The sequence below is a fragment of the Paraburkholderia sejongensis genome (assembly GCF_020880815.1).
Classification (GTDB): Bacteria; Pseudomonadota; Gammaproteobacteria; order Burkholderiales; family Burkholderiaceae; genus Paraburkholderia; species Paraburkholderia sejongensis.
In genome coordinates, this window is record NZ_JAJITD010000004.1 from 373,027 (window position 1) to 395,418 (window position 22,392).

A 22,392-nucleotide genomic window follows, 5' to 3' on the forward strand; every position below is an offset into this window, starting at 1 on the left:
CACCACACGACCTTGGCTTTTCAATCGACTTTGCCGTTCGAAGCGTCCGCGCAGCAGACGGACGCTTCGTCCCTGCTGCGTTTGCTGCCGGCGCATGACGGCCATTGGGACGAATTGCGCGACGCGGCCGGCGCGCTGCGCGAACCATGGCGGCAGTTCTTCGCGCTGCTCGGCGAGGACGGCATTGCGCGGCTGGCCGAGCATCGCGCGTCGATCGCGCAGCAGGTGCGCGACAACGACATCAGCTACAACGTCTACGCGGACAACGGCAAGTCGCGGCCGTGGGCGCTCGATCTGCTGCCGTTTCTGCTCGGCGAGGCCGAGTGGGCGCAACTGGAGCGCGGGATCACGCAGCGCGCGCGACTGCTGAACGCGATCGTCGCCGATATCTACGGGCCGCAGACGCTGCTGGAACAAGGCCAACTGCCGCCCGCGCTGGTGTTCGGCCATCCCGGCTATCAGCGCTCGGTGAAGGGCTTCACGCCGCCGGGCGGACAGTACCTGCAGGTCGTCACGCTCGATCTCGCGCGCACGTCGGACGGCGACTGGAGCGTGCTCGCGCAGCGCACCGAAGCGCCGTCGGGCCTCGGCTATGCGCTCGAAAACCGGCTGATCGTGTCGTCGCTATTCGCCGAGCCGTTCCGCTCGCTGCGCGTGCGCCGTCTCGCGCCGATTTACTCGCAACTGATCGCGACGCTGGTGCAGTCCGCCCAGGCGACGCTGCGCGACGACGAGCGCGCGCCAGGTTCGGCCGAAGCGTCGCCGCATATCGCGCTGCTCACGCCGGGGCCGTTCAACGAAACCTATTTCGAGCACACCTTTCTCGCGCGTTATCTCGGCGTCACGCTGGTCGAGGGCAAGGACCTGACCGTGCGCGGCGACCGCCTCTATCTGAAGACGCTGGCCGGCCTCGAACGCGTGCACGTGGTGCTGCGCCGTCTGGACGACGCGTTCTGCGACCCGGTCGAATTGCGCGCCGATTCGACGATCGGCGTGCCCGGCCTGCTGCAGGTGATGCGCGCGGGCAACGTGATCGTGTCGAACGTGCCGGGGTCGGGCTTTATCGAATCGCCGGCGTTGCATGGGTTCATGCCGGGGATCGCCGATGCGCTGCTCGGCGAAACACTGCTGCTGCCCGGTGTGCCGACATGGTGGTGCGGTGAACAGGCGGCGCGCGAGCAGGCGTTCGCGCAACTCGACTCCGCGTTCATCGTGCCGACGTGGCCGCAAACCGGAGCCGATGCGCCGCCCGGCATCGAGCAGGGCAGCCAGCCGCTCACCGCGTGGCGCGAGCGGATCGAAGCATCGCCCGATGCGTTCACGATCCAGCAGGAGCAGCGCTTTTCGTGCACGCCGCGCTACGAGGGCGGCACGATCGGCGGCCGGCCGGCGGTGCTGCGCGTGTATGCGATCGCCGATGTCAACGGCGGCTGGCACGTGATGCCGGGCGGCTTCACGCGCGTGGCCGCCGAACGGCAAGCCACGGTGTCGATGCAGCACGGCGGCAGCAGCGTCGATACATGGGTGCTGTCGAGCCAGCCGAGTTCGACCTTCACGCTGCTGCCGTCGCCGCTGCAACCGGCCGACCTGACGCGCAAACATCGCACGGTGTCGAGCCGCGCGGCGGAGAACCTGTTCTGGGCCGGACGTTACGGCGAGCGCGCGGAGAACAACGTGCGCCTGCTGCGGCTGATTCTCGGCTCGCTCGAAGGCAACGACGCCGATGCGATGTTCCCGGCGCTGGTCGAACTGGCGACGTGGTGCGGACTGGTGCAGCCGGGCGATCTGGCGGCGGCGCCGGCGTCCGACGCCGCGCCCTCGTCGCGCAGCTTCGAGCGTGCGCTGGTCGCGAACCTCGCCGAAGGGCCGGGTAGCGTCAGCATCGGCCAGAATCTGCGCTGCCAGGCGCGCACGAACGGCGAGGTGCGCGGGCGTCTGTCGAACGATCACTGGCGCGTGATTCTCGCGGCGCGCAACGACTTCCAGGATGCGTTGCAGGCGTTGCTGCCGGCCGCGGGTCCGGGTTCGGTTAAAGGCACTGCGGGTACTGCGAGTATCGCGGCTACCGCCGGCGCGGCGGGCAGCAGCAGCGTGTTCGAGCGCTACGACCGCGTGACGCTGTCGAACGCGTTGGAGCATCTGTCGGTGCAGCTGTCGGCGATCAGCGGCGCGCAGGGCGACCGGATGACCCGCGACGAAGCGTGGCGCCTGTTGTTCGTCGGCCGCCATATCGAGCGCGTCGCGACGATGGCCGCGTTCATGCGCGGGGTCGCCGCGAACGGTCAGCTGGCGACGCCGGCCGGCTTCGATCTGCTGCTGCAACTGTTCGACAGCACGCTCACGTATCGCTCGCTGTATCCGGGGCGTTTCGAAGTGCCGGCGCTGCTCGATCTGCTGGTGATCGAGCCGCACAACCCGCGCGGGATTTACGGCGTGTACGAGCGCCTGCGCAGCAAGCTCGACGAGATTGCCGCGGTGGCGAGCGGCGCGCGGCATCGGCCGTTCGCGGAATTACTGCCGCCGGTCGAACTGTTGCCGTCGCTCGAAACGCTGTGCACGCTCGACGCCGATGGTCGCTACGGCAAACTGATCGCGCTGTGCGACCAGATCGGCGGCTTCGCGAACGCGGCCGCGCAGGAAATCAGCGCGCGCTATTTCAGTCACGCGACCACGGTCGCCTCGCAGGTGTGGGTATGAAGCACGCGCCGACGGTGCTGTCCGTTTCGCATCGGACCACTTACCATTATTCGACCTATGTCGAGACCGCCCAGCATCTGGCGACGATCCGGCCGCTCGCGTGTCCGTGGCAGCGGGTGGTCTCGCGCAGCGAGCGGATCGAGCCGGAGCCGTCGTATCTGCACAGCCGCATCGATGCGTTCGGCAACGACGTGCTGTACTTCGCGCTCGATACGCCGCACGAACGCCTGCAACTCGTGAGCGAAACGACGGTGGAGTTGACGCCGCGCTGGAACGAACTGGACCCCGACGCGACGCCTGGCTGGGAAACAGTCGCCGACGCGCTGCGGTTTCGGGTGGGCGGCGAGTTTCAGGCCGAAACGCAGTTCTGCTTCGCGTCGCCGAATATCGCGCTGCGCCCGGCACTGCGCGACTACGCGTTGCCGAGCTTCACGCCGGGCCGGCCGCTGGTCGCCGGCGCGATCGATCTGATGCATAGGATTCACGAAGACTTCGCGTACAAGCCGTCGGCGACGCTGTTCGATACGCCGGCCGAGCGCGCGTTCGAACTGAAAAGCGGCGTGTGCCAGGATTTCGCGCAGGTGATGATCGGCTGCCTGCGCTCGCTCGGTTTGCCCGCGCGCTATGTGAGCGGTTATCTGCGCAACGATCCGCCGCCGGGGCAGCCACGGCTGATCGGCGCGGATGCGTCGCATGCGTGGGTGTCGGTGCATTGTCCGGGCAGCGGCTGGATCGACCTCGATCCGACCAACGACGTGCTCGCCGACCTCGATCATGTGACGCTCGCGATCGGGCGCGACTACAGCGATGTGTCGTTGCTGCGCGGGACGATACTCGGCGGCGGCGCGCACCGGATGGAAGTGGGGGTGACGGTGCTGGCGTTGTGAGGGCTTGGCGTGACGACGCGGCGGCCGTGCTGTAAGCGACGTGCGTATCGAAGCCGCGCGTTCTTCGGCCATAATGGCTGCCAGTCACGTTGCCGGAGTTCACACCCTCATGAAGTCCCTTTGCTTCGCAGCAGCACTCGTCGTCCTCGTTACCGGCTGTACCTCGACCTCGTCGCCGGCGAGCGATCAGCTCGCTCGCCCGCCTTCGGTCGATACGGATACCTACATGCTGCATGCGCCGGACGGCGCGAAGCCCGCCTCCGCCGAGAGAGCGCAACGGCTGACCGTCGGTACCAGCTATTCGGACACGCAACTGATCCTGCCTTGGTTTCTCAACGACATCATCAACTTCGTCAACTATCGCTAGCGTTATTCCAGAACATCTCGGGCCGTTCAATACGCGACAACAACTGCGTTACGTTCGTAGCGATGGCCCCACCGCACGCTTGTCCATGATTCGCGGAACTGCACCGCGGGCTGCTTCGCCCAGATGCCATTGGCCGGATCGCGTTTGCATGGACGAGTGATTGGCTCGAGCGCTGTTGCCCCCAGATCGCCGCTTGCCTTCGCTAGGCTCCGGGGTGCAAGACCACCTTGGTCCAGCCTTGCTCGCGCACGTCGAAGTGTTGATAGGCGTCAGGCGCGTCGGCGAGTTTCAACTCATGCGAAACGATGAACGATGGTTTCGCGCGGCCGGCGTCGATGAGATCGCGCAGCTGCCGGTTGTACGCCTTGACGTTGCATTGCCCGGTGGCGATGCGCTGGCCTTTGAACCAGCACTTGCCCCAATCGAAGGCAATCTTTCCCTTCTTCGCCAGTTCATCCTGCGCGCCCGGGTCCTCCGGAACGAACACCCCGACGACTCCGATCCCGCCGGTGAACTTCACCGACGACACCAGATTGTTCATCGTCAAATTGGGGTTCTCATGGCGATGCGGAGCCGGATCGTGGCACTGGTAGCCGACGCATTCGCAACCCACGTCCGCGCCGAGCCCGTGCGTGAGGTCCATCACCCGTTGTACCGGATCCTCCTTCGAGTAGTCGATCGCGATGGCGCCGATCGACTCGGCAAGCTTGAGCCGGTCGGGATGGCAGTCCACCACCATCACGCTGCGGGCTCCCTTGATCATGGCCGAGTGCGCGGCCATCAGACCCACCGGTCCCGAGCCATAAATCACCACGGCATCGCCGGGCCGCATGCCGGCCAGTTCGGTTGCGTGCCAACCGGTGGGGAAGATGTCCGCGCACATCACGTAGTCGGTCTGCTTCTCCTGCGCGTCCGGCGGCAGCTTCAAAGCCATGAAGTCCGCCCAGGGTACCCGCAGATATTCGGCCTGTCCGCCCGCCCACGGGCCCATGTCGGCAAACCCGAAAGCGCCGCCCGCGATGCCCGGCTGGTTCGCGCTCAGGCAAAACGCGGTGAGGCCGCGCTCGCAGTTGACGCAGTGGCCACAACTTATGTTGAACGGCAGGCACACCCAGTCTCCGGGTTTGAGCCGCTCCACCGCCGGTCCTACTTCCTGAACCACGCCCAGATTCTCGTGACCGAAGATGCGGCCTTGCTCGAAGTCCGTTCGTCCCTCGTACATGTGCAGATCGGACCCGCAGATGTTGGTACTGGTGATCCTGACGATGGCGTCGGTTGGGCGCTCGATCCTCGGATCGGGTACGTCTTCTACGGCGACCTGGCGTGGGCCACGATATACAACCGCTTTCATATCTTTCTCCTGTGAAGGCGACTGAAGCCTGAGCCGCACGAACAGTCCGGCGGCTCATGACGTCGACAAACCCACAGGCAAACCTGTGGGACGGTTGGTCTCTGGTTGGCGATGCGTATCCCGATCGTGTAGCATGCTCCTTCCGTACTCCGGCCGGTCAGCTTGCAACCGCGTCGGCTATGAGCGGTTAGAAGCTGGGAGTCCATAGCTATCCTGATTATTGGTTTCGTGTTCCGGACTCGACTATGGCCATGAGTGCCCACGTTCACAGCTATCCGCGTGCCCGCGCCGGCAACGTATATGTAATGGAGCACCAGGGCGGCGCAGGCACTGGCCGCGGACCATGTGGCGCAGAGGCGGGCAGCGGTTGATGTCGTTTTATCTGCGGTTCTCGAGAAGTCCGCTGAAGGAGTTGGCAAAGCATCGGGCTGGCCCGATGGATTTCTTTGCCGGTGCGCTGCAGATATTGCACAGGGCCTTGACGGGAAATGGTTTCCTCAAGGCCGCGTGCTTGCGCCAGTCGTCACGTCCGTTTCTGTATTTCTTCGTAGACTCGAACCGCGCTCGATTCAGTGCGACGAGACATAAGCCGTATCGGCAAATACTGCCGGGATCGCAAAGCTCTCCCGCATACGCTTAGCCTCCGCGGCCGGCGTCAAGCCGAACAGACGCCTGAACTCCCTGCTGAATTGCGACGGGCTCGCGTAACCCACCGCATGTCCGGCCGCCTCCGCGGTCAGTTCCTTGCGTACCATTAACAGACGAGCCTGATGAAGGCGCGTCGACTTCACGTATTGCATTGGCGACACCTGCGTAATTGCCTTGAAGTGACTGTGGAAGCTCGGAATACTCATGCCCGCTTCGTCGGCCAGTCGCCTGACGTCGAGGGGCTCGGCATAGCTCGTATGGATCAGGCGCAGTGAGCGGCCTATCTGGCCGAACTGTCCGCGCATCGCCAACGCTTCGCGCAGCGAGCCTCCCTGCGCGCCGGTGAGCACCCGGAAATACAGTTCACGCAGCAGCCCGGCGCCCAACACAGCAGCTTCGAGCGGCCGATGCATCGCTTCGAGAAAGCGCAGCACGGACGTTTGCATCGCGTCGTCCATCGGCGTCGACATCATGCTGCGAGGCGTCGCTGTGCGCTTTCCCGGACCCGCGAGATCGATCCGCTCCGCAAGCTCGGCGGCCAATGCGAAATCGAGATGCAGATATAGCGCGAGCAGTGGGCGCTCTTCGGTGGCGTCGGTCTCCATGCTGAACGGCACCGGCACGGACACAGCGAGGTAGTGAAACTCGTCATACAGGTAGAGTTGGTCGCCGAAATAACCACGCTTGCGGCCCTGGCAGACGATCACGATACCGGGGTCGTACAGCACGGGCGTGCGCGATAGCGCTCTGTTCGACCGCAGGATGCGGACGCTGGGCAGTGCCGTCAGGTTGTAGCCCTCGTCGGGTGCTAACGCGCGTAGCAGCGCAACCATGCGTTTCTGGCTTTGCGAGGACAGAGCCGGAGGCTGGCTCGACACGCGTGTATCGCTCATAGTTTTGTGCAAGAAAAATAGCGAAATCCGCGTTAATTTACCGCGTTCGTCAGATTAGCATGCACTCTTCAATCGACATTCGGGAGAAGCTTCAATGGCATCCAGCAAAACTTTGCTCATCACCGGCGTCAGCAGCGGCTTCGGCCGCGCGCTCGCACAGGAAGCGCTGGCGGTGGGTCACAAGGTGGTCGGTACAGTGAGAAGTGGCGAGGCGAAGCGTGAATTCGAGTCCCTGTCAGCGAATGCCGCTCGCGCAGTCGTGCTCGACGTAACCGACTTCGACGCGATCGACGCCGTCGTGGCGAAAATCGAGGCCGACGCCGGACCACTCGATGTGCTGGTCAACAACGCGGGCTACGGCCACGAGGGCATCATGGAGGAATCGCCGCTCGCGGCGATGCGCCGGCAGTTCGATGTGAATGTATTCGGCGCGGTCGCGATGATGAAGGCCGTTCTGCCATTCATGCGCGAGCGCCGGCGCGGCCACATTCTGAATATCACATCGATGGGCGGTTACATCACGATGCCTGGAATCGCTTACTACTGCGGGAGCAAGTTTGCGTTGGAGGGCATCTCCGAGGCGCTCGGCAAAGAGGTCAAACCCTTCGGTATTGCGGTGACGGCTGTCGCGCCCGGCTCGTTTCGCACTGACTGGGCAGGTCGGTCGATGACGCGGACCCCTCGCTCGATTGCGGATTACGACACTATTTTCAATCCCATCCGCCAGGCCCGCGAAGAAAAAAGCGGCAAGCAATTGGGCGATCCCACGAAAGCGGCACGCGCAATGCTCGCCGCGATTGCGGCGGATCACCCGCCCTCGCACCTGTTGCTAGGCAGCGACGCACTCGGGCTCGTTCGAGACAAGTTAGCGGCATTGAACGAGGAAATCAGTGCGTGGGAGGCGATCACCGTTTCGACGGACGGCTGAAAACCATCGGCAGGTCGATCGCGCTGTGCGCGAACCGCTGCGCACAGCGTCGCCCGGCTCGGACCCGGGCTACTCCAACGTCAGACCTGCGCCATCCCGCCGTCGACGAACAACTCGATGCCGTTGATAAAGCTCGCCGCATCCGATGCGAGGAACGCAACCACGTTGCCGATTTCCCGCGGTTCGCCGAGGCGGCCGAGCGGCACTTGCGAGGCCAGCGCATCGAACAGACCCTGACGCGCTTCGTCCGGCACGATCCCGGCGAGGCCCGGCGTGCGGATCGGTCCCGGGCTGACGACGTTGACGCGAATGCCGCGGTCCTTCAGATCGAGTGCCCACGAGCGAGCGAAATTGCGCACCGCCGCTTTGCTCGCGCTGTAGACGCTGAAACTGGCGGTGCCCTGCACGGACGTGGTCGACGACGTGAGGATGATCGACGCGCCATCGGTCAACAGCGGCAACGCCTTCTGCACGGTGAACAGCACGCCGCGCACGTTGGTGCCGAAGATGCGGTCGAAGTGCTCTTCGGTGATCGCGCCGAGCGGCAGCATGTCGCCGCCACCCGCGTTGGCGAACAGGATGTCGAGCTTGCCCGCGCTGCTGGCGATCTGCGCATACACCGCATCGAGATCGGACAGCACCGACGCGTCGGCGCGAATCGCGGTGGCGGCCGGGCCGATCGCTTCGACGGCCGCATCGAGTTCGGCCTGGCGGCGGCCGGTGATGAACACCCGCGCGCCTTGAGCCGCCAGTTCCTGCGCAGCCGCGAGGCCGATGCCGGTGCTGCCGCCGGTGACGAGTGCAATCTTGCCGTTCAGTTGCCTGTTCATGATCTGCTCCAATTGTTGACGTGAATCGGTTGGGTTCTCTTCAGTTCAGCGAATCGATGCCTGCCGCGACGGTGCCGCGTCTTTCATTCGTTGCTGCCTGTCGTGCAGTGCATGGGTGTCACTTTAGGGATTTATCGTTTGTTGATAAATAGTGAACGATGAAATGACTATCCACCACTGTGTATAATCGGCGCGTTCTTTTCCGAACCCGAGGCTCGACATGGATCAGTTGCTGGCGATGCGCGCGTTCGCCCGCGTGGTGGAGGCGGGCAGTTTTACCCGCGCGGCCGATTCGCTCGATATGCCGAACGCGACGATGAGCAAACTGGTGCAGGAACTCGAAGCCCATCTGGGCGTGAAGCTGTTGCAGCGGACCACACGGCGGGTCACCGTGACACCGGAGGGGCAGGATTACTACGCAAAGGCGACCCGCATCCTGAACGACCTCGAAGACATCGATTCGTCGTTCAACGTCGCGCAGGGCAAGCCGCGCGGCAATCTGCGGATCGACGTCGGCGGCCTGACCGCCAAAGACGTGCTGATTCCGTTGCTGCCGGACTTCATTGCGCGCTATCCGGAGATTCGCATCGAACTGGGCGTCGCCGATCGCGCGGTCGATCTGGTCGGCGACAACGTCGATTGCGTGATTCGCGGCGGGCCGCTCGATAACTCGTCGTTGATTGCCCGGCATATCGGCGATGCGGTGATGATGACCTGCGCGGCGCCCGCTTATCTGAAGCAGTTCGGCATACCCGCGTATCCGGAAGAGCTGAAAAACGGCCACCGGCTGGTCAGCTATGTGTCGTCGCAGAACGGCAGGGCGATGCCGTTTCGCTTCGAGAACAACGGCGAGCGAATCGAGATCAAGGTCGAGCACCGGATCGGCATCAACGAAAGCAATGCGCATTTCGCGGCGGCGCTCGCCGGCATCGGCATCGTGCAAACTTTCGCGCATACCGCGAAAGCGGCGCTTCGCGAAGGAACGCTCACTGAAATTCTGGCGAAGTGGCGGCCGCCGGCCTATCCGTTTCACGTCGTCTATCCGCACAACCGTTATGTCACGCATCGCTTGCGGGTTTTTATCGACTGGCTGCTCGAATGCTTTCCCGACAAGGTACGGGGTACTGATAAACGCTAGTCGGCTTGCGTGTGATTTTTCACATGGTCGATGAATGCGCGCAGCTTCGGCATGATCTGCCGCCGGTCCGGATAGAACAGAAACACGCCGGGCATCATCGGCGCATACGCTTCGAGTACCTGCACGAGTTTCTGCGTCTGCAACGCCGCGGTGGCCATCGGCGCGGGTAGCTGCGCAAGGCCGACGCCTTCGACGGCCGCGCCGAGCATCGTCGAAAAATCGCTGGCGATCAGCGGGCCTGACACCGCGATCTCGAGCGCGCGGCCGTGGTCGTTGAACGACCACAGTGCGAGTGCGCCGTCGGTGCGCCGCCAGCGCAAACACGCATGTTCGCGCAAATCGTCCGGCGTGGCGGGCCGGCCGCGCGCGGCCAGATAGTCGGGACTACCGACCACGACCGAACGGAACGGCGGCGTCAACGGCACCGCGACCATATCGGCGGCGACGAACTGACCGAGCCGGATACCGGCATCGAAACCTTCCGACGCGATATCGACCAGCTCACGGCTGGCCGACAGCTCCACTTCGACGTCGGGATTGGCCTTGCAGAACGACGCGATCAGCGGTTCAAGCAGCAGCGGGATAACCGCGCGCGGCACCGACAGACGCAGCAGCCCGGCCGGCCGTTGGCCCAGGCCACGGGCGACCTCGCTGGCGGCCAGCAGTTCTTCGAACGCGGGTTTCGCGCGGGCCAGAAAGCGTTCGCCGGCTTCGGTCAGCCCGACGCTGCGCGTGGTGCGCACGAACAGCGCGGCGCCCAGGCGCGCTTCGAGCGCGCGCACCGCCTGACTGACCGCCGACGGCGTGACTCCGAGCTGCGCCGCCGCGCCGCGAAAACTGCGGTGCCGGGCGACGCTCAGAAACACTTCGACGCCGTCGAGCGCGCCCTGCCTGACTGTGAAGTTCTGCTTCATAGCCTGTCAACCTGGTGAGGAATAGTCGCTCGCGCGTGACGATGGTACACCTGTCACCAGCGCGTCCACAGCGGGCAAGCGCGCCGGCCAGTACTTCGGGCCGCGTGCAATCTGTGCGCTCGCGCATTGTTTTTCGTGACGACCGCAGTTCACCCGACAGGAGGCGACACATGTCACCGCGACTTCTTTTTCAATTGCATCTGGTGCTGGGATATGTGGCCTGGCTGCTGTGTTTCGGCACTTACATATGGCCGAAACTCAAGGCGATGAATCCGTTCGATGCGCAACGCGCGATCGCCACCTTGCATAGCTTCCGCTTCTTCGGGCTGGTGTTTGTGCTGCCTGGCGTGGTCGGTAACGGGCTGCCCGCCGGTTTCGCGACGTTCGCCGCGTACGGCGATTTCATCACCGGGCTGCTGGCGATGCTCGCGCTGCTCACCGCGCGGGTGCGGCCGCTGTTCTGGTCGTTCGTCGTCGCGTTCAATCTGGCCGGCGCGATCGATCTGATTGTCGACTACGCGCATGCGGTGCAGGCCGATCTTCCCGCGCACGCGGCCGAACTCGGCGCGACCTACGCGATTCCGATCATTTACGTGCCGTTGCTGATGATCACGCACGGGGCCGCGTTTTATCTGCTGCTGCGGCCGCGCTTTCGAGTTCAGGCGGCGCCAGGCTATTGAGCCCGCGCGCTTCGCGTCATCCACCTGCGTTATGCTGTCGGTCGTCAAGTCGCGGCTGGCGGCCTGAACGGGCAGGTGCGAACAACCCGGCGCAATGCCGCCGGGTGTTTTATTTCACCGGCTCCTCGAGTCTTCCTGCCAGCGATTTGCGCGGCGCGTCGTCGAACTCGCTCTCGACGCGGCCAGACGCCAGGATCATCCACTGAACTCACAGAGGTGCCGACGTGAAATACCGCATGCTATTGCTGCCGCTCGTGCTTGCCGCCTGCGCGCAAACGCCGGAAGCGACCGGACCGGCTTCCACAACGACTGCCACGACTACGACGACTGCGGCGGGCGCCACTACCGCCGCGACCGCAACCGGTGCACCGACAGCCAACAGCGCAGCGCCCGCACCTGCGGCCACCGCCGCGAGCGCGCCCGCGGCGAGCGGGGCCGACCTGCTGAGCCGCTATCACTGGCAACTCAGCAACGCGATCGACAGCAAGGGTTCCCGCATCGATGCGCTGTTCGTGCGTCCCGGTCAGCCTTTGCAACTGGACTTCAACGCGGACCGCATGAACGTCGTCAATAGCTGCAACAACCTGGGCGCCGGCTACAGCATCAGGAAAGGACGTTTGCAGGTCGGGCCGATGGTGAGCACGATGATGGCCTGTCACGATGCCGGCCTCGCCGCGCTCGACGATGCGATCTCCCAGCGTCTGCGTGGCAGCCTCGCCGTCAAACTGCTGGACCGCGACAACGTGCCGAGCCTGCAACTGGTGACCGATAGCGGCGATACGCTGAGCTTTATCGGCATGCCGACCGCGGAAACGCGCTACGGCGGTCCCGGCGAAATTGCGTTCCTGGAGATCGCGCCGCAGACGGTGCCGTGCAACCATCCGTTGATGGCCAACCAGCAATGTCTGCAGGTGCGCGAACGTCATTTCGACGAACAGGGCCTCGCGAGCGGCACGCCCGGGCCGTGGCAACCGCTGAATCAGACGATCGACGGTTATACGCACACGCCGGGCATGCGTAACGTGTTGCGAGTCAAACGTTTCACCGTCAAGAATGCGCCGGTCGACGCGCCGACGGTCGCATATGTGCTCGATCTGGTGGTGGAGTCGGAGAAGGTCGGGCCGTAGAGAGGTGCTGCGCGGCGCGCGAGCCGGCAACCGGTGTACCGGCGCGCTGCAGACCGGCCTATCAGCGTATGGGCTTCGTTATGCAGACGGCGGTCGCCGGACATAGATGCATGAACTGCGCGGTGGCCCGCAGCGCGTCGGGCGCCTTGTCACTTTCACGCGCGACTCATTCGGTTTCGCTGTCGTCGCTATCGTCGCTATCGGCGTTCGACGTGCCTTCGTGCCGCATGGCCGCCCCGGCGAGCGTGCTTGCCACCACGGGGGCTGATTTCGTGCGCTCGCTGTAGCGATTCGTCAGGTAGTCCGAACGATCCCGCACCAACAGCGTGAACTTGAACAACTCCTCCATCACGTCAACCACGCGTTCGTAATAGGCCGACGGTTTCATCCGGCCGGCTTCGTCGAACTCCTGATACGCCTTTGCCACCGACGACTGATTCGGAATCGTCACCATCCGCATCCAGCGGCCGAGCACCCGCAGCGCATTGACCGCGTTGAACGATTGCGAGCCGCCGCAGACCTGCATGACCGCCAGCGTGCGGCCCTGAGTCGGCCGGATGCCAGCGCTCTCCAACGGCAGCCAGTCGATCTGATTCTTGAACACGGCGGTCAGATTGCCGTGCCGCTCGGGGCTGCACCACACCTGGCCCTCCGACCACGCGGACAGTTCGCGCAATTCGACGACTTTCGGATGATCGGCCGGGACGCTGTCAGCGATCGGCAGACCGTCGGGATCGAACACGCGGGTGTCGGCGCCCAGGCGGCGCAGGATGCGCTCGGCTTCGAAGGTCAGCAGCCGGCTGTATGAAGTCGCGCGCAACGAGCCATACAGCAGCAGGATGCGCGGCGGATGCATCGAGTTTTGCGCGGGCGTCAGCTTGCGCAGATCCGGTATATCGAAGCGTGCCGGGTCGAGGTTGGGCAGATCGTCGAGCATGGTCAGTGGTTCCGGGTGGTGGAGGCGATGCCACGGGGCGGGGCTTCGTACATGTGGCCCGGCCACGCAGTGGGCGACGCCGAGCCGGCAATTGAGCAGATACGCGAGCCCCGAGTAGCGCTCAAAAAAAACCGATCGCCGGGCGCGCTTGCGCGCGAAGTTCAAGGCTGCTCATCGTTGTCCCCGGGCGGCCGCGCGCCGATCGCGCGCATCTCGCGCTGGATCGCCGCGCGGTCGAGCTGCTCCAGCGGCAGATTCAGAAACTGGCGCACACGGCTCCCGATCTGTCGATATACCTGCCGAAAAACCTTGCGCTTGTCGTCGTCGCTACCCTGTGCAGCGGCTGGGTCTTCGAAACCCCAATGCGCGGTGATCGGCTGACCAGGCCACAACGGACAGGTTTCGCCGGCCGCCTGGTCGCACACGGTAATCACGAAGTCCATGCGCGGCGCGCCGGGCCCGGCGAATTCATCCCAGCTTTTGCTGCGCATCCGCGCGGTGTCGTAGCCGAGCGTTTTGCATTGCTCGATCGCGAACGGATTGACGGTGCCGGACGGGTGGCTGCCCGCGCTATAAGCGCGCAATCTGCCATTGCCGTGCACGTTCAATAGCGCTTCGGCCATGATGCTGCGCGCGCTGTTGCCGGTGCAGAGAATCAGTATGGAGTACGGTTGATCGTTCACTTGCGCTTCCGGGAATGCTTGACGGTTTCGGCCGGGGGGCGGCACGCCGCCGGATCGCTGGCCGTGCACGGCGCGCCGGCACAACAGTTGTCGGTGAGAAAACCCAGCAGCGACGTCATCGCGTCGAAGTTGGCGGTGTAAATGACGAAGCGTCCTTCCTGCCGCGGACTCACGAGTTCGGCGTGAGTGAGGTCCTTCAGATGAAACGACAGGCCGGACGGCGAGATGCCCAATGCCTGCGCGATGTCGCCGGCGGCCATGCCCTGAGGGCCGGCCACGACGAGTTGGCGAAAGATCGCGAGGCGGGATTCGTGAGCGAGCGCGCCGAGGGCGCGGACGGCGTTGATGGTGTCCATGCGCGCACTCTACACGGTGCGCCTTTATATTTCAATAAATGTTGAAATGAGACGGTTACGCACACCGTTGCCGGCGCTTCTGCGTATCGCTGGGCAATTCATTGAAACGCGCGAAGTAATACGCGGAGAAGCGACCGAGATGGCCGAAGCCGAACGCTAGCGCGGTATCGGTGATGCTGCATGCGGACTCGGTCAGCAGACGAGTGCGCGCCGCTTCGAGGCGGATGTTGCGCAGCAGTTCCATCGGCGTCACGCCATGATGGCGCCGGCACATCACATTCAGCGTGCGAAAACTGACCCCGGCCACCCGCGCGAGATCTTCGAGCGAGATCGGCGCGCACAGCCGCGAGTCGATGTATTCGAGCAATACTTCCATCTGTTTCGCGCCGCCGTTGTGCGGTCGCGTGTCGGCGCCGTAATGGGCCGGCTCGGCTGATTCAAGCGCTGACGCGGGCGCCGGCGCTGCTTGCGGCGGCTGATGCATCAGTAGAAACAGCGCGAGATTGCGTTCGAAATGATCGCTCCACTCGCGCCGCAGATCGCCGCTGCCCGATTGCGCGGCAATGTTCAGCAACGACTGCGTGATCAGGTCCCACTGCGAACCGAGCGACTGCGGCAGCAACCGGCCCGGCACCAGATCGAGTTCATCGTCGGGCGCGCGGCCCGCCACCTCCAGCATCAACGCATCCGGCACTCTGACGATGAACTGCTGGGTCCCCGGCGACCAGCGCAGCCGTACGCTTCGTTGCGGCGACAACACGGCGGTGCGACCCTCGGCGACGCTCATCACAGTACCGTCGCATTCGATTTGCGCGCCCCCTCGCAACGACGTATGCACGAGCGAAAAGCCGTCGAACGGTTGTGGCGTGACCTCGACCTCCGCACCGTATTGCAGCGCGTAGATGCGCAGATGATTCAACTGCACCTTGAATAGCGCGGTATCCGGCACACCACGTTTCCAATGTAGTACGTGATCGCTTAATTCGCGCGCGACGTGCTCATGGCTATCGGCGGCGTTGTCGGAACGGAACAGGCAATTGCGATACAGCGCCGACAGCGCTTCAGATTTCGTTGACAAAGTCATGCCGTCTCCAATGTTGCCTGGTGCGCTTCCCGTCGCATTCCGAACTATCGGAATGCCGCTGTTTCAGGCCTCTTTCGCAGGCGTGAATGTCCCGTGCGGAGGTGGCGATGGGCCGGGCATAGCGCTGCTCTCCGATGCGCCGAATCGGGAAAGCGACTGCTATCGCCGCATGGGTCGGAGCCAGTGTATGTCAGCGAGGAAAAAAGCGGACTGACCTGGATAGCTGATGTGCAATTTCTGGATAGTGGAAACCTTTCTGGATTCATACACTGCGCCCGTTCATACGTAGAAAACCCGCGCCGCCGGCCATCCGGCAAGCGTTCGACTTCAGAGCTGTCGTGCTCCGAAGCGACGCGGCGGCGCCCGATCTGGCCTTGCGTCGTCGCGGTAAGGCTTTGAAAAGGAGCAGACATCCATGCGGGAAATCAATTTGCACGCGCTCGCCGAGAACGCGAAGCTCAGCGCTCTGCACTACATCGTGCTGATCTGGTGCGCGCTCATCATCATCTTCGACGGCTATGACCTCGCGGTCGCCGGCATTGCGCTGCCGTCGATCATGAAGGAGATGGGCGTCAATCCGGCGAAGGCCGGCTTCATGGTCAGCTCCGCGCTGTTCGGAATGATGTTCGGCAATATCGTGTTCGGCACGGTCGCGGATCGCATCGGCCGTCGCTGGGCGATCGCGATCTGTCTCGCGCTGTTCAGTGTTTTCACCGCGCTGGCCGGTCTTGCCGCGACGCCGGTCGAATTCGGCGTTGCCCGTTTTCTCGCGGGGATCGGGATCGGCGGCGTGATGCCGAACGTGATCGCGCAGATGACCGAATATGCGCCGCGCCGTTTGCGCAGCACGATGGTCACGCTGATGTTCAGCGGCTACTCGGTCGGCGGGATGCTGGCTGCGGTGCTCGGCAAGGGGATGATCGAACGCTTCGGCTGGCCGTCGGTGTTCGTCGCCGCGGGCGCGCCGGTTCTGCTGGTGCCGCTGCTGCTCAAATGGATGCCGGAATCGATGGCGTTTCTGATCGGCAAGGGCGACACCGACAAGCTCGCGCGGATTGCCGGCCGGCTCGATCCGAGCTACCAGCAGCGCAGCGGCGACCGCTTCGTGCTGAACCGCGCGGAGCAGAGCAAGGCGTCGATGGGCCAGCTGTTCGCCGACGGCCGCGGCTTCAGCACGCTGATGTTCTGGGTCGGCACGTTCATGTGCCTGTTCATGGTCTATGCGCTCAGCTCGTGGTTGACCAAGCTGATGGCGTCCGCCGGCTATAGCCTGGGTTCGGCGTTGACCTTCGTGCTGGTGCTGAACTTCGGCGCGATGATCGGCGCGATCGGCGGCGGCTGGCTGGCGGACAAGCTGCATATCAAGTACGTGCTGGTCGGCATGTATCTGCTCGCCGCGGTGTCGATCTCGCTGCTCGGTTACCCGATGCCGACCGCTGTGCTGTTCGTGCTGGTGGGTCTCGCGGGTGCGTCGACGATCGGCACGCAGATCGTCAATTGCGCGTACGCCGGGCAGTTCTATCCGCTGGCCGTGCGCTCGACCGGCATCGGCTGGGCGCTGGGCGTCGGCCGCGGCGGCGCGATCGTCGCGCCGATCCTGATCGGCGTGCTGGTCGGCATGGGCCTGCCGCTGCAGCAGAACTTCATGGCCATCGGTCTGCCCGCACTAATCGCGGCCGCCGCGGTCGCGCTGATCGATCATCGCCGCTCGGCCTCGCATCAGGTCGAGGTCAGCGCGCCGGTCGCCGCGCAGCAGGTCGCGCGCAGCTAGATGCAACCGGTTTTAGATCTTCAGTAGTCCGGTGGGAGTCGGCAAAGTTCTTCTGCTTTTCCCGCGCTTTTTTTGCGCGACTCCCTCTAGCAACTCCTCAACTGACGTTGAAATGTACGCGAATGTCTTGCGTGCTTTCGACCGCATGACCGTCGCGTAGTGCCGGGAAGAAGCGCCAGCGCCGTAACGATTCGAGCAGCAAGCCGTTCAGGCGCGGATTCGGGGTGGCCTTCAGTAGTTCGACGTCGACCGAGCCGTCGACGTGAATCGTGAAGCGCGCGGTCGCGACCGTGCGGTACGCCTGTTCGCGCAGGTCGTCGGGCAGTGTCGGGAGAGGCTGCGCGATGGTGCGGGCGGTGGTGGTGGCACCGGTCGCGGTGGCTGATGCGGTTGACGTAGTCGATGCGCTCGACGCAGACGAGGCGGCAGCGGAGGGTGGGGCGTCTGTGGAGGCCGATCGCGCTGTGCTAATCGGCGGACCAGCGGCGGGCGGCGCCTCGGCGGCTTCTTGGCGCGCGTGCGGTGGCGGCTCTGCGGTGACGGCCGGCTTTATTCGCTGCTCTCGCGCTTCACGTTGCGTGGCATGTTGCGTTTCCCGTTGCGCATCGTGACGCGCAACATCGTCACGCGTGCTGACCGGCTTTGATCTGCTCGTGGCGGGCGGCATCGGCGTTTGTACTACAGGCTTCACCGGTGCCGGCGTTTTTTCCGCGGCTGGCGCGGCACCCGTTGCCGCCGGCGCATTCATCAAGACTACGCGCATATCCAACGCAGCCGCCGGCCGACGCGCATCGCTGACGTGCACCATCGACCGCGACGACAGAATCGCGAGCACGCCCACCCACAGCCCCAACGCCAGCACGAACGCAAGTGCACTGCGCGTCGCGTGCAGCCACCGCTCGGAACACCCCTGGAAACAGGCTCTATTCACGATGCACGGCAATCAGAAAATGCTCGGCGCCCGCGCGCCGGGCGGCCAGCATCGCCTGCACGACCGCGCCGTGCCCGGCATGGTCGTCGGCGGCGATCACGACATTGCCGTCCGCGCGCAGCAGACGCTTCACTTCCGCCTCGATCTGCTCCGCGCGCACCGGCTGCCGGTTGATCGACACGGCGTCGTTGCCGTCGACGGCGATCGTCAGCGGTTCGTGCTCGCTGAGCGTTTGCGCGCGGCCGGCGGGCAGGTCGATGCGGACCGCGTCGAGACGCTGCATCGCGAGCGACGCAAGCATGAAGGTCGCGAGCAGAAAGAACATCACGTCGATCATCGGAATGATTTCGATGCGGCCTCGTTTCGAGGTCCGCGAGCGACGCAGTTTCATCGTCAGGCTCCGCTCGTTTCGTCGCGCGCGCGCAGCGCATTCAGGCGCGCGTTCGCGAACAGTTCGAGTTCGTCCATCAGCCGCTCGAGGCGTCGCGAGAAATAGTTGAACGCGAACAGCGCGAATACCGCGACGATCAGCCCGACCGCGGTCGCCACCAGCGCCTGCGCGACGCCGCCGGTCACGCCGGCCGGATCGACGAGCCCGTCGCCGCCGAACAGCTTGAACGACTGCATCATCCCGACGATCGTGCCAAGCAGCCCGAGCAGCGGCGCCGCCGTTACGATCGTCTCCAGCAGCCACAGCCCACGGCTCATGTCGCGTTCGATGCGCGCGGCGATCGCTTGCGCCGACGCTTCGCGCAGCCACAACGGCGTGGTCGCGTCGGGCCGCCACGCAGCGGCCATGCGGCGAAACGCATGCTGCGTCGCCAGCCGCTCGACGCCGTCAGCGGTCTGCGCCGGCATATCAGGCGTATCCGATGTATCCGGCTCGAGCAGCGCCGCCGGCGCCCTCGCGAAGCGCGCGAATACATACGCGCGCTCGAAGATGATCGTCAAAGCGAGCACGCCGAGCAGGCTGAGCGGATACATGATCCATCCGCCGGTGCGCAGCGCCGCGACCAATCCAGTCCATTCATCCATGCTGATTCTCCGTGCGCGTGCTTAGAAGTACTTGGTGATGCCGCCGTAGACCGCGAAGCGCGGGCCGTATTGCGGCGCGCCGACGCCGATGCCGGAACCGTCGCGCAACTGGTACACGCGATTGAACGCATTGATCACGACCAGCCGCGCGTCGACCTTGCCGATCAGCGGCTCGTTGAAATGCTGGATCACGCCGAGGTTCACCTGCGCGTAGACCGGCAGTCGCTCGGTATTGACGAAGCCGCTGCGCAAGCCCGAGCCGACGATGCCGTCGAACGTGAAGGTGGTGTTGCGGAAGTCGTAAGCCGCGCCGAACGACGCGGTCACACGCTGGTCGTGATCGAGATACACCCAGTTGTCCGCGATGTACGCGAGTTCGTCGGCGTCGAAGTTGAACTGCGCGGAGTTGATCTGCTTGCCCCGGGTGCGGCTATACGCGAGATTCAGATACGCGGACAGGTTGCTGCTTTTGTAGTTCGCGGTGAATTCCACCCCATAGGTTTTGCCGTAGCGGTAGTTGAACGGCGCGTAGATCAGCGCGGAACCGAACTGTCCTTCGTCGAGCAGATCGCGCGCCTGCTTGTAGTACGCATCGAGTCCGAGCGTGACGGCCGAATTCAGTTTGTGCGTGACGCCCACGTCGAAATAATGGCTGCGCTCGGGCCGCACCGGATCGTTCTGGCTCGACGGACTTTGATTAGTCGTACCGTCGAACTTCGAGATCGTCGCACCGGACACCAGTTCGAACGGCGGCGGCGTGAAGTAGCGCGCGTAGCCGGCATGCACGGTTGTCGACGGCGTGAGCGTATAGAGCAGGCCGACGCGCGGACTCAACTGGCCGGCGCTGATGTACTGGTTCATCCGGTCGTAGCGCAGCCCGTAATTGAGCGTCAGACGGTCGGTGACTTTCCATTCGTCCTGCGCGTACAGGCCGTACAGATAGCCGGTTTTGCGGCTGCTGTCGTGAATGGTGAACGGCACGTTGGAGAGCTGATCGCCGTCCTCGTCGGCCGCGAAAACGCTGACGTTGTCGTCGAATACCGCGCGTTCCTGCTGGAAAAACAATCCCGCGCGAACGGTATGGCGGTCGTTAAGACGCCACGTCGTATCCGCCTGCACGCCATTGGCCCGATTGCTGTGAAAGTTCTCGGACGCGACACCGTTGAACATCAGGTCGCCGATCGGATCGGGATTGAACTTGGTGCGCGTGTAGCGGGTGAAAAACGCCAGCTGATAATCGAACGCGCCGCCGTTGGTCCCTTGCAGCGCGATCGCCGCGAAGTTGCTCAGCTCGGACTGGTTTTCGTTCAGTTGCGACGAGTCGAACGTGTCGTGACCGGCGAGTTCGAAGTTGGTCGGCAAGCCCGGCGTATTCGGAATCTGGAATTGATTGCCGGTCGCGCCGAACAGCACGCTCACGCGCGTGAGCGGATTGAGCAGATACGACAGATAGCCGAACGCATTGCCCTGGCGCGTGTGATTGTGAATCGCGGTCGCGCTCGAAGTCGGGTTCTCGATGCCGAGATTGTTCATCCCGAGCGAGCCGCTCAGGTAGTAGCTGAACGGTCCCTCGCTGCCGTACACGTCGGCGCTGGTGCGGATGGTCTGATGGCTGCCGCCGTAGACGTCGATCGAGCCGCCGTTGCCGGTGTCGCCGGTTTTGGTGCGGATATCGACAATGCCGGCCGTGCGATAGCCGTACTGCGCGGGCAGCGCGCCGGTCAGCAGATTCATCTGGTCGATGATGCGGGTATCGAGCGACTGGCCGAAGCCGCTGATCGGCTCGGGAATGATGATGCCGTTGATCCGGTATTGCAGATTCGAGTGCTCGCCGCGCACGTGCACCTGACCGTATGAGTCGTTGGTGACGCCGGGCGCCTGCAGCAGCACCTGGTTGAGCGGCGTGTTCGCGCCCGCCGGCAGCGTCGCGATATCGGCCTGGCTGAAGCGGTAGACGCTGCTGCCGGTCTCGGGCAGCAGGCCGTTGCGGGCCGCGTTCAGACGTTGCGCGTTGACCTGTACGTCGAGCGTGTCGCTCTTTTGCAGTTGCACGTCGATGGCGGCCGACGTGCCGGACCCGGCGGTCGCGATGCGGCTGCCGCTGGCAAAACCGGGCGCGCTGACGACGACCGCATAGGTGCCGGGCGCGACGCCGTCGATCGCAAAACGGCCCGCCGTGTCAGTGCTGGCGCTGCCGATCGCCGCGCCGCTCGCGTCCTGCACTTCGACTCTGGCGTGTGAAACCGGTTGGCCGGCGGGATCGGAGACCGAGCCCGTCAGGACTGCTTGAGTGGACGCTCCCCATGCGTTCGAAGCGACGGCGCAGAACAGCAGCGCCGCCTGGGCGGTCAGTGTGCGGTTTTTCATTGTTGTGGCTCGTTGATGACGATGCGTTGGTGGTTCTTTGGCGACCGGCGAAGTCCCGCCTGCCTCGTCCCCGGAGCGGGGCAAGCATGCGATCGGAAAAGTGGTGGCGTGCGCGTGCGCTGCTTTGTGCTGCCGGGTGCTGATTGGCGCGAAGCAGTCGGGTACGGTCGAACAACGCGAGAGATGTTATAACATAACATTCACGACTGACAAGCCTTTAGCGCGGGCTTGCAACGACCGGCAAATCACGAGCGTCGACGCGCCAGTGCGAGGCCACTGCAAAAAAACTTGACTGCGTGCATATGCACACCTATGCTTCGTCGCATGAACCGTCCTCTCTCCTACGACGAATGCAACTGCTTCGCGCTGCGCCAGGCGGCGCGGCACGTCACGCAGATCTACGAGCGCCATCTGAGCGGCGTCGGCCTGACGGCCGCGCAGTTCACGATCCTCGCGAAGCTCGCGCGCACGCCGAATCAACCGGTCGCCGACCTCGCCGACTCGATGGTGATGGAGCGCACCACGTTGGTCCGCGCGATGAAGCCGTTGCAGCGCGATGGCCTGGTGGCGGCCGAGCCGGCGGAGCACGATGGCCGCACGCTGCTGTTCAGCCTGACGGAGCAGGGCGAGACGCGCTTCGATCAGGCTGCGGTTGCGTGGCGCGGCGCGCAGCAAGAGTTCGAAACGAAGTTCGGCCGCGCCCGCGCGAAGACGCTGCGCGCCGAGTTGTTCAGCATCACCGATTAAAACGGTGTGCGCAGACCCGCC

21 protein-coding genes are annotated in these 22,392 nt (G+C 64.4%); 9 read left to right on the top strand and 12 right to left on the bottom strand.

What is annotated here, in order from left to right; all coding sequences use genetic code 11:
- The first annotated feature begins 12 nt into the window (after positions 1 to 12).
- The 3 genes from LJ656_RS10405 to LJ656_RS10415 all read left to right on the top strand — a co-directional run bounded on the left by LJ656_RS10405 (position 13) and on the right by LJ656_RS10415 (position 3,951).
- On the top strand, positions 13 to 2,697 hold the full coding sequence (locus LJ656_RS10405) for a circularly permuted type 2 ATP-grasp protein (protein ID WP_230509311.1): 2,685 nt from the start codon (positions 13 to 15) through the stop codon (positions 2,695 to 2,697).
- A complete protein-coding gene (locus tag LJ656_RS10410) occupies positions 2,694 to 3,584 on the top strand; it encodes a transglutaminase family protein (RefSeq protein WP_230509312.1) in 891 nt (296 codons plus the stop codon). The genes LJ656_RS10405 and LJ656_RS10410 overlap by 4 nt, the downstream gene beginning before the upstream one ends.
- A gap of 109 nt (positions 3,585 to 3,693) precedes the next feature.
- Positions 3,694 to 3,951 (top strand): hypothetical protein, encoded by a 258-nt coding sequence (locus tag LJ656_RS10415; RefSeq protein ID WP_230509313.1) that lies wholly within the window; start codon positions 3,694 to 3,696, stop codon positions 3,949 to 3,951.
- A 202-nt stretch (positions 3,952 to 4,153) separates the two neighbouring features.
- Here the strand turns inward: LJ656_RS10415 and LJ656_RS10420 are convergent, their stop codons facing one another.
- Positions 4,154 to 5,302, bottom strand: coding sequence for a glutathione-independent formaldehyde dehydrogenase (locus LJ656_RS10420; protein ID WP_230509315.1), 1,149 nt, complete (start codon positions 5,300 to 5,302; stop codon positions 4,154 to 4,156).
- Between the two features lie 569 nt (positions 5,303 to 5,871).
- Positions 5,872 to 6,843: an AraC family transcriptional regulator gene (locus tag LJ656_RS10425; RefSeq protein ID WP_230509317.1), complete on the bottom strand. Its 972-nt coding sequence runs from the start codon at positions 6,841 to 6,843 to the stop codon at positions 5,872 to 5,874.
- A gap of 94 nt (positions 6,844 to 6,937) precedes the next feature.
- On the opposite strand from LJ656_RS10425, the gene LJ656_RS10430 reads away from it, so the two are divergent.
- Positions 6,938 to 7,771 (top strand): oxidoreductase, encoded by an 834-nt coding sequence (locus tag LJ656_RS10430; RefSeq protein ID WP_230509321.1) that lies wholly within the window; start codon positions 6,938 to 6,940, stop codon positions 7,769 to 7,771.
- 80 nt (positions 7,772 to 7,851) lie between these two features.
- Here LJ656_RS10430 and LJ656_RS10435 read toward each other — a convergent pair whose 3' ends face one another.
- Positions 7,852 to 8,601, bottom strand: coding sequence for an SDR family NAD(P)-dependent oxidoreductase (locus LJ656_RS10435; protein WP_230509323.1), 750 nt, complete (start codon positions 8,599 to 8,601; stop codon positions 7,852 to 7,854).
- A gap of 220 nt (positions 8,602 to 8,821) precedes the next feature.
- On the opposite strand from LJ656_RS10435, the gene LJ656_RS10440 reads away from it, so the two are divergent.
- Positions 8,822 to 9,739: a LysR family transcriptional regulator gene (locus LJ656_RS10440; RefSeq protein WP_230509324.1), complete on the top strand. Its 918-nt coding sequence runs from the start codon at positions 8,822 to 8,824 to the stop codon at positions 9,737 to 9,739.
- Here LJ656_RS10440 and LJ656_RS10445 read toward each other — a convergent pair.
- On the bottom strand, positions 9,736 to 10,653 hold the full coding sequence (locus LJ656_RS10445; protein WP_230509326.1) for a LysR family transcriptional regulator: 918 nt from the start codon (positions 10,651 to 10,653) through the stop codon (positions 9,736 to 9,738). The two genes, LJ656_RS10440 and LJ656_RS10445, sit on opposite strands and share 4 nt — an antisense overlap.
- A gap of 170 nt (positions 10,654 to 10,823) precedes the next feature.
- Between LJ656_RS10445 and LJ656_RS10450 the strand changes: the two genes are divergently transcribed.
- A complete protein-coding gene (locus LJ656_RS10450) occupies positions 10,824 to 11,333 on the top strand; it encodes a hypothetical protein (protein WP_230509327.1) in 510 nt (169 codons plus the stop codon).
- Between the two features lie 224 nt (positions 11,334 to 11,557).
- On the top strand, positions 11,558 to 12,460 hold the full coding sequence (locus LJ656_RS10455; protein WP_230509329.1) for an META and DUF4377 domain-containing protein: 903 nt from the start codon (positions 11,558 to 11,560) through the stop codon (positions 12,458 to 12,460).
- 166 nt (positions 12,461 to 12,626) lie between these two features.
- Here the strand turns inward: LJ656_RS10455 and arsH are convergent, their stop codons facing one another.
- From arsH to LJ656_RS10475, 4 genes are all read right to left on the bottom strand, one after another.
- Positions 12,627 to 13,397: an arsenical resistance protein ArsH gene (gene arsH, locus LJ656_RS10460; RefSeq protein WP_230509331.1), complete on the bottom strand. Its 771-nt coding sequence runs from the start codon at positions 13,395 to 13,397 to the stop codon at positions 12,627 to 12,629.
- A gap of 161 nt (positions 13,398 to 13,558) precedes the next feature.
- Positions 13,559 to 14,080, bottom strand: coding sequence for an arsenate reductase ArsC (locus LJ656_RS10465; RefSeq protein WP_230509332.1), 522 nt, complete (start codon positions 14,078 to 14,080; stop codon positions 13,559 to 13,561).
- Positions 14,077 to 14,436: an ArsR/SmtB family transcription factor gene (locus LJ656_RS10470; RefSeq protein ID WP_230509333.1), complete on the bottom strand. Its 360-nt coding sequence runs from the start codon at positions 14,434 to 14,436 to the stop codon at positions 14,077 to 14,079. The genes LJ656_RS10465 and LJ656_RS10470 overlap by 4 nt, the downstream gene beginning before the upstream one ends.
- A 55-nt stretch (positions 14,437 to 14,491) precedes the next feature.
- Complete coding sequence (locus tag LJ656_RS10475) at positions 14,492 to 15,520, bottom strand: AraC family transcriptional regulator (protein ID WP_230509334.1); 1,029 nt, start codon at positions 15,518 to 15,520, stop codon at positions 14,492 to 14,494.
- Positions 15,521 to 15,935: 415 nt separating this feature from the next.
- On the opposite strand from LJ656_RS10475, the gene LJ656_RS10480 reads away from it, so the two are divergent.
- Positions 15,936 to 17,291 (top strand): MFS transporter, encoded by a 1,356-nt coding sequence (locus LJ656_RS10480; RefSeq protein WP_230509335.1) that lies wholly within the window; start codon positions 15,936 to 15,938, stop codon positions 17,289 to 17,291.
- Between the two features lie 97 nt (positions 17,292 to 17,388).
- Here LJ656_RS10480 and LJ656_RS10485 read toward each other — a convergent pair whose 3' ends face one another.
- From LJ656_RS10485 to LJ656_RS10500, 4 genes are read right to left on the bottom strand one after another with little or no spacing between them, the layout of a single operon-like run.
- Positions 17,389 to 18,234 carry an energy transducer TonB gene (locus LJ656_RS10485; RefSeq protein WP_230509336.1) on the bottom strand — a complete coding sequence of 282 codons (846 nt, stop codon included), beginning with the start codon at positions 18,232 to 18,234 and terminating at the stop codon, positions 17,389 to 17,391.
- Entirely contained in the window at positions 18,215 to 18,613 is a 399-nt protein-coding gene (locus LJ656_RS10490) for an ExbD/TolR family protein (RefSeq protein WP_230509337.1), read from the bottom strand. Before LJ656_RS10490 ends, LJ656_RS10485 begins: the two co-directional genes overlap by 20 nt.
- A gap of 2 nt (positions 18,614 to 18,615) precedes the next feature.
- Entirely contained in the window at positions 18,616 to 19,257 is a 642-nt protein-coding gene (locus LJ656_RS10495) for a MotA/TolQ/ExbB proton channel family protein (RefSeq protein WP_230509338.1), read from the bottom strand.
- Between the two features lie 21 nt (positions 19,258 to 19,278).
- Positions 19,279 to 21,624 (bottom strand): TonB-dependent receptor, encoded by a 2,346-nt coding sequence (locus LJ656_RS10500; RefSeq protein ID WP_230509339.1) that lies wholly within the window; start codon positions 21,622 to 21,624, stop codon positions 19,279 to 19,281.
- A 324-nt stretch (positions 21,625 to 21,948) separates the two neighbouring features.
- Between LJ656_RS10500 and LJ656_RS10505 the strand changes: the two genes are divergently transcribed.
- Positions 21,949 to 22,371, top strand: a complete 423-nt coding sequence (locus LJ656_RS10505) for a MarR family winged helix-turn-helix transcriptional regulator (protein WP_230509340.1) — start codon at positions 21,949 to 21,951, stop codon at positions 22,369 to 22,371.
- The last annotated feature ends 21 nt before the right edge of the window (positions 22,372 to 22,392 follow it).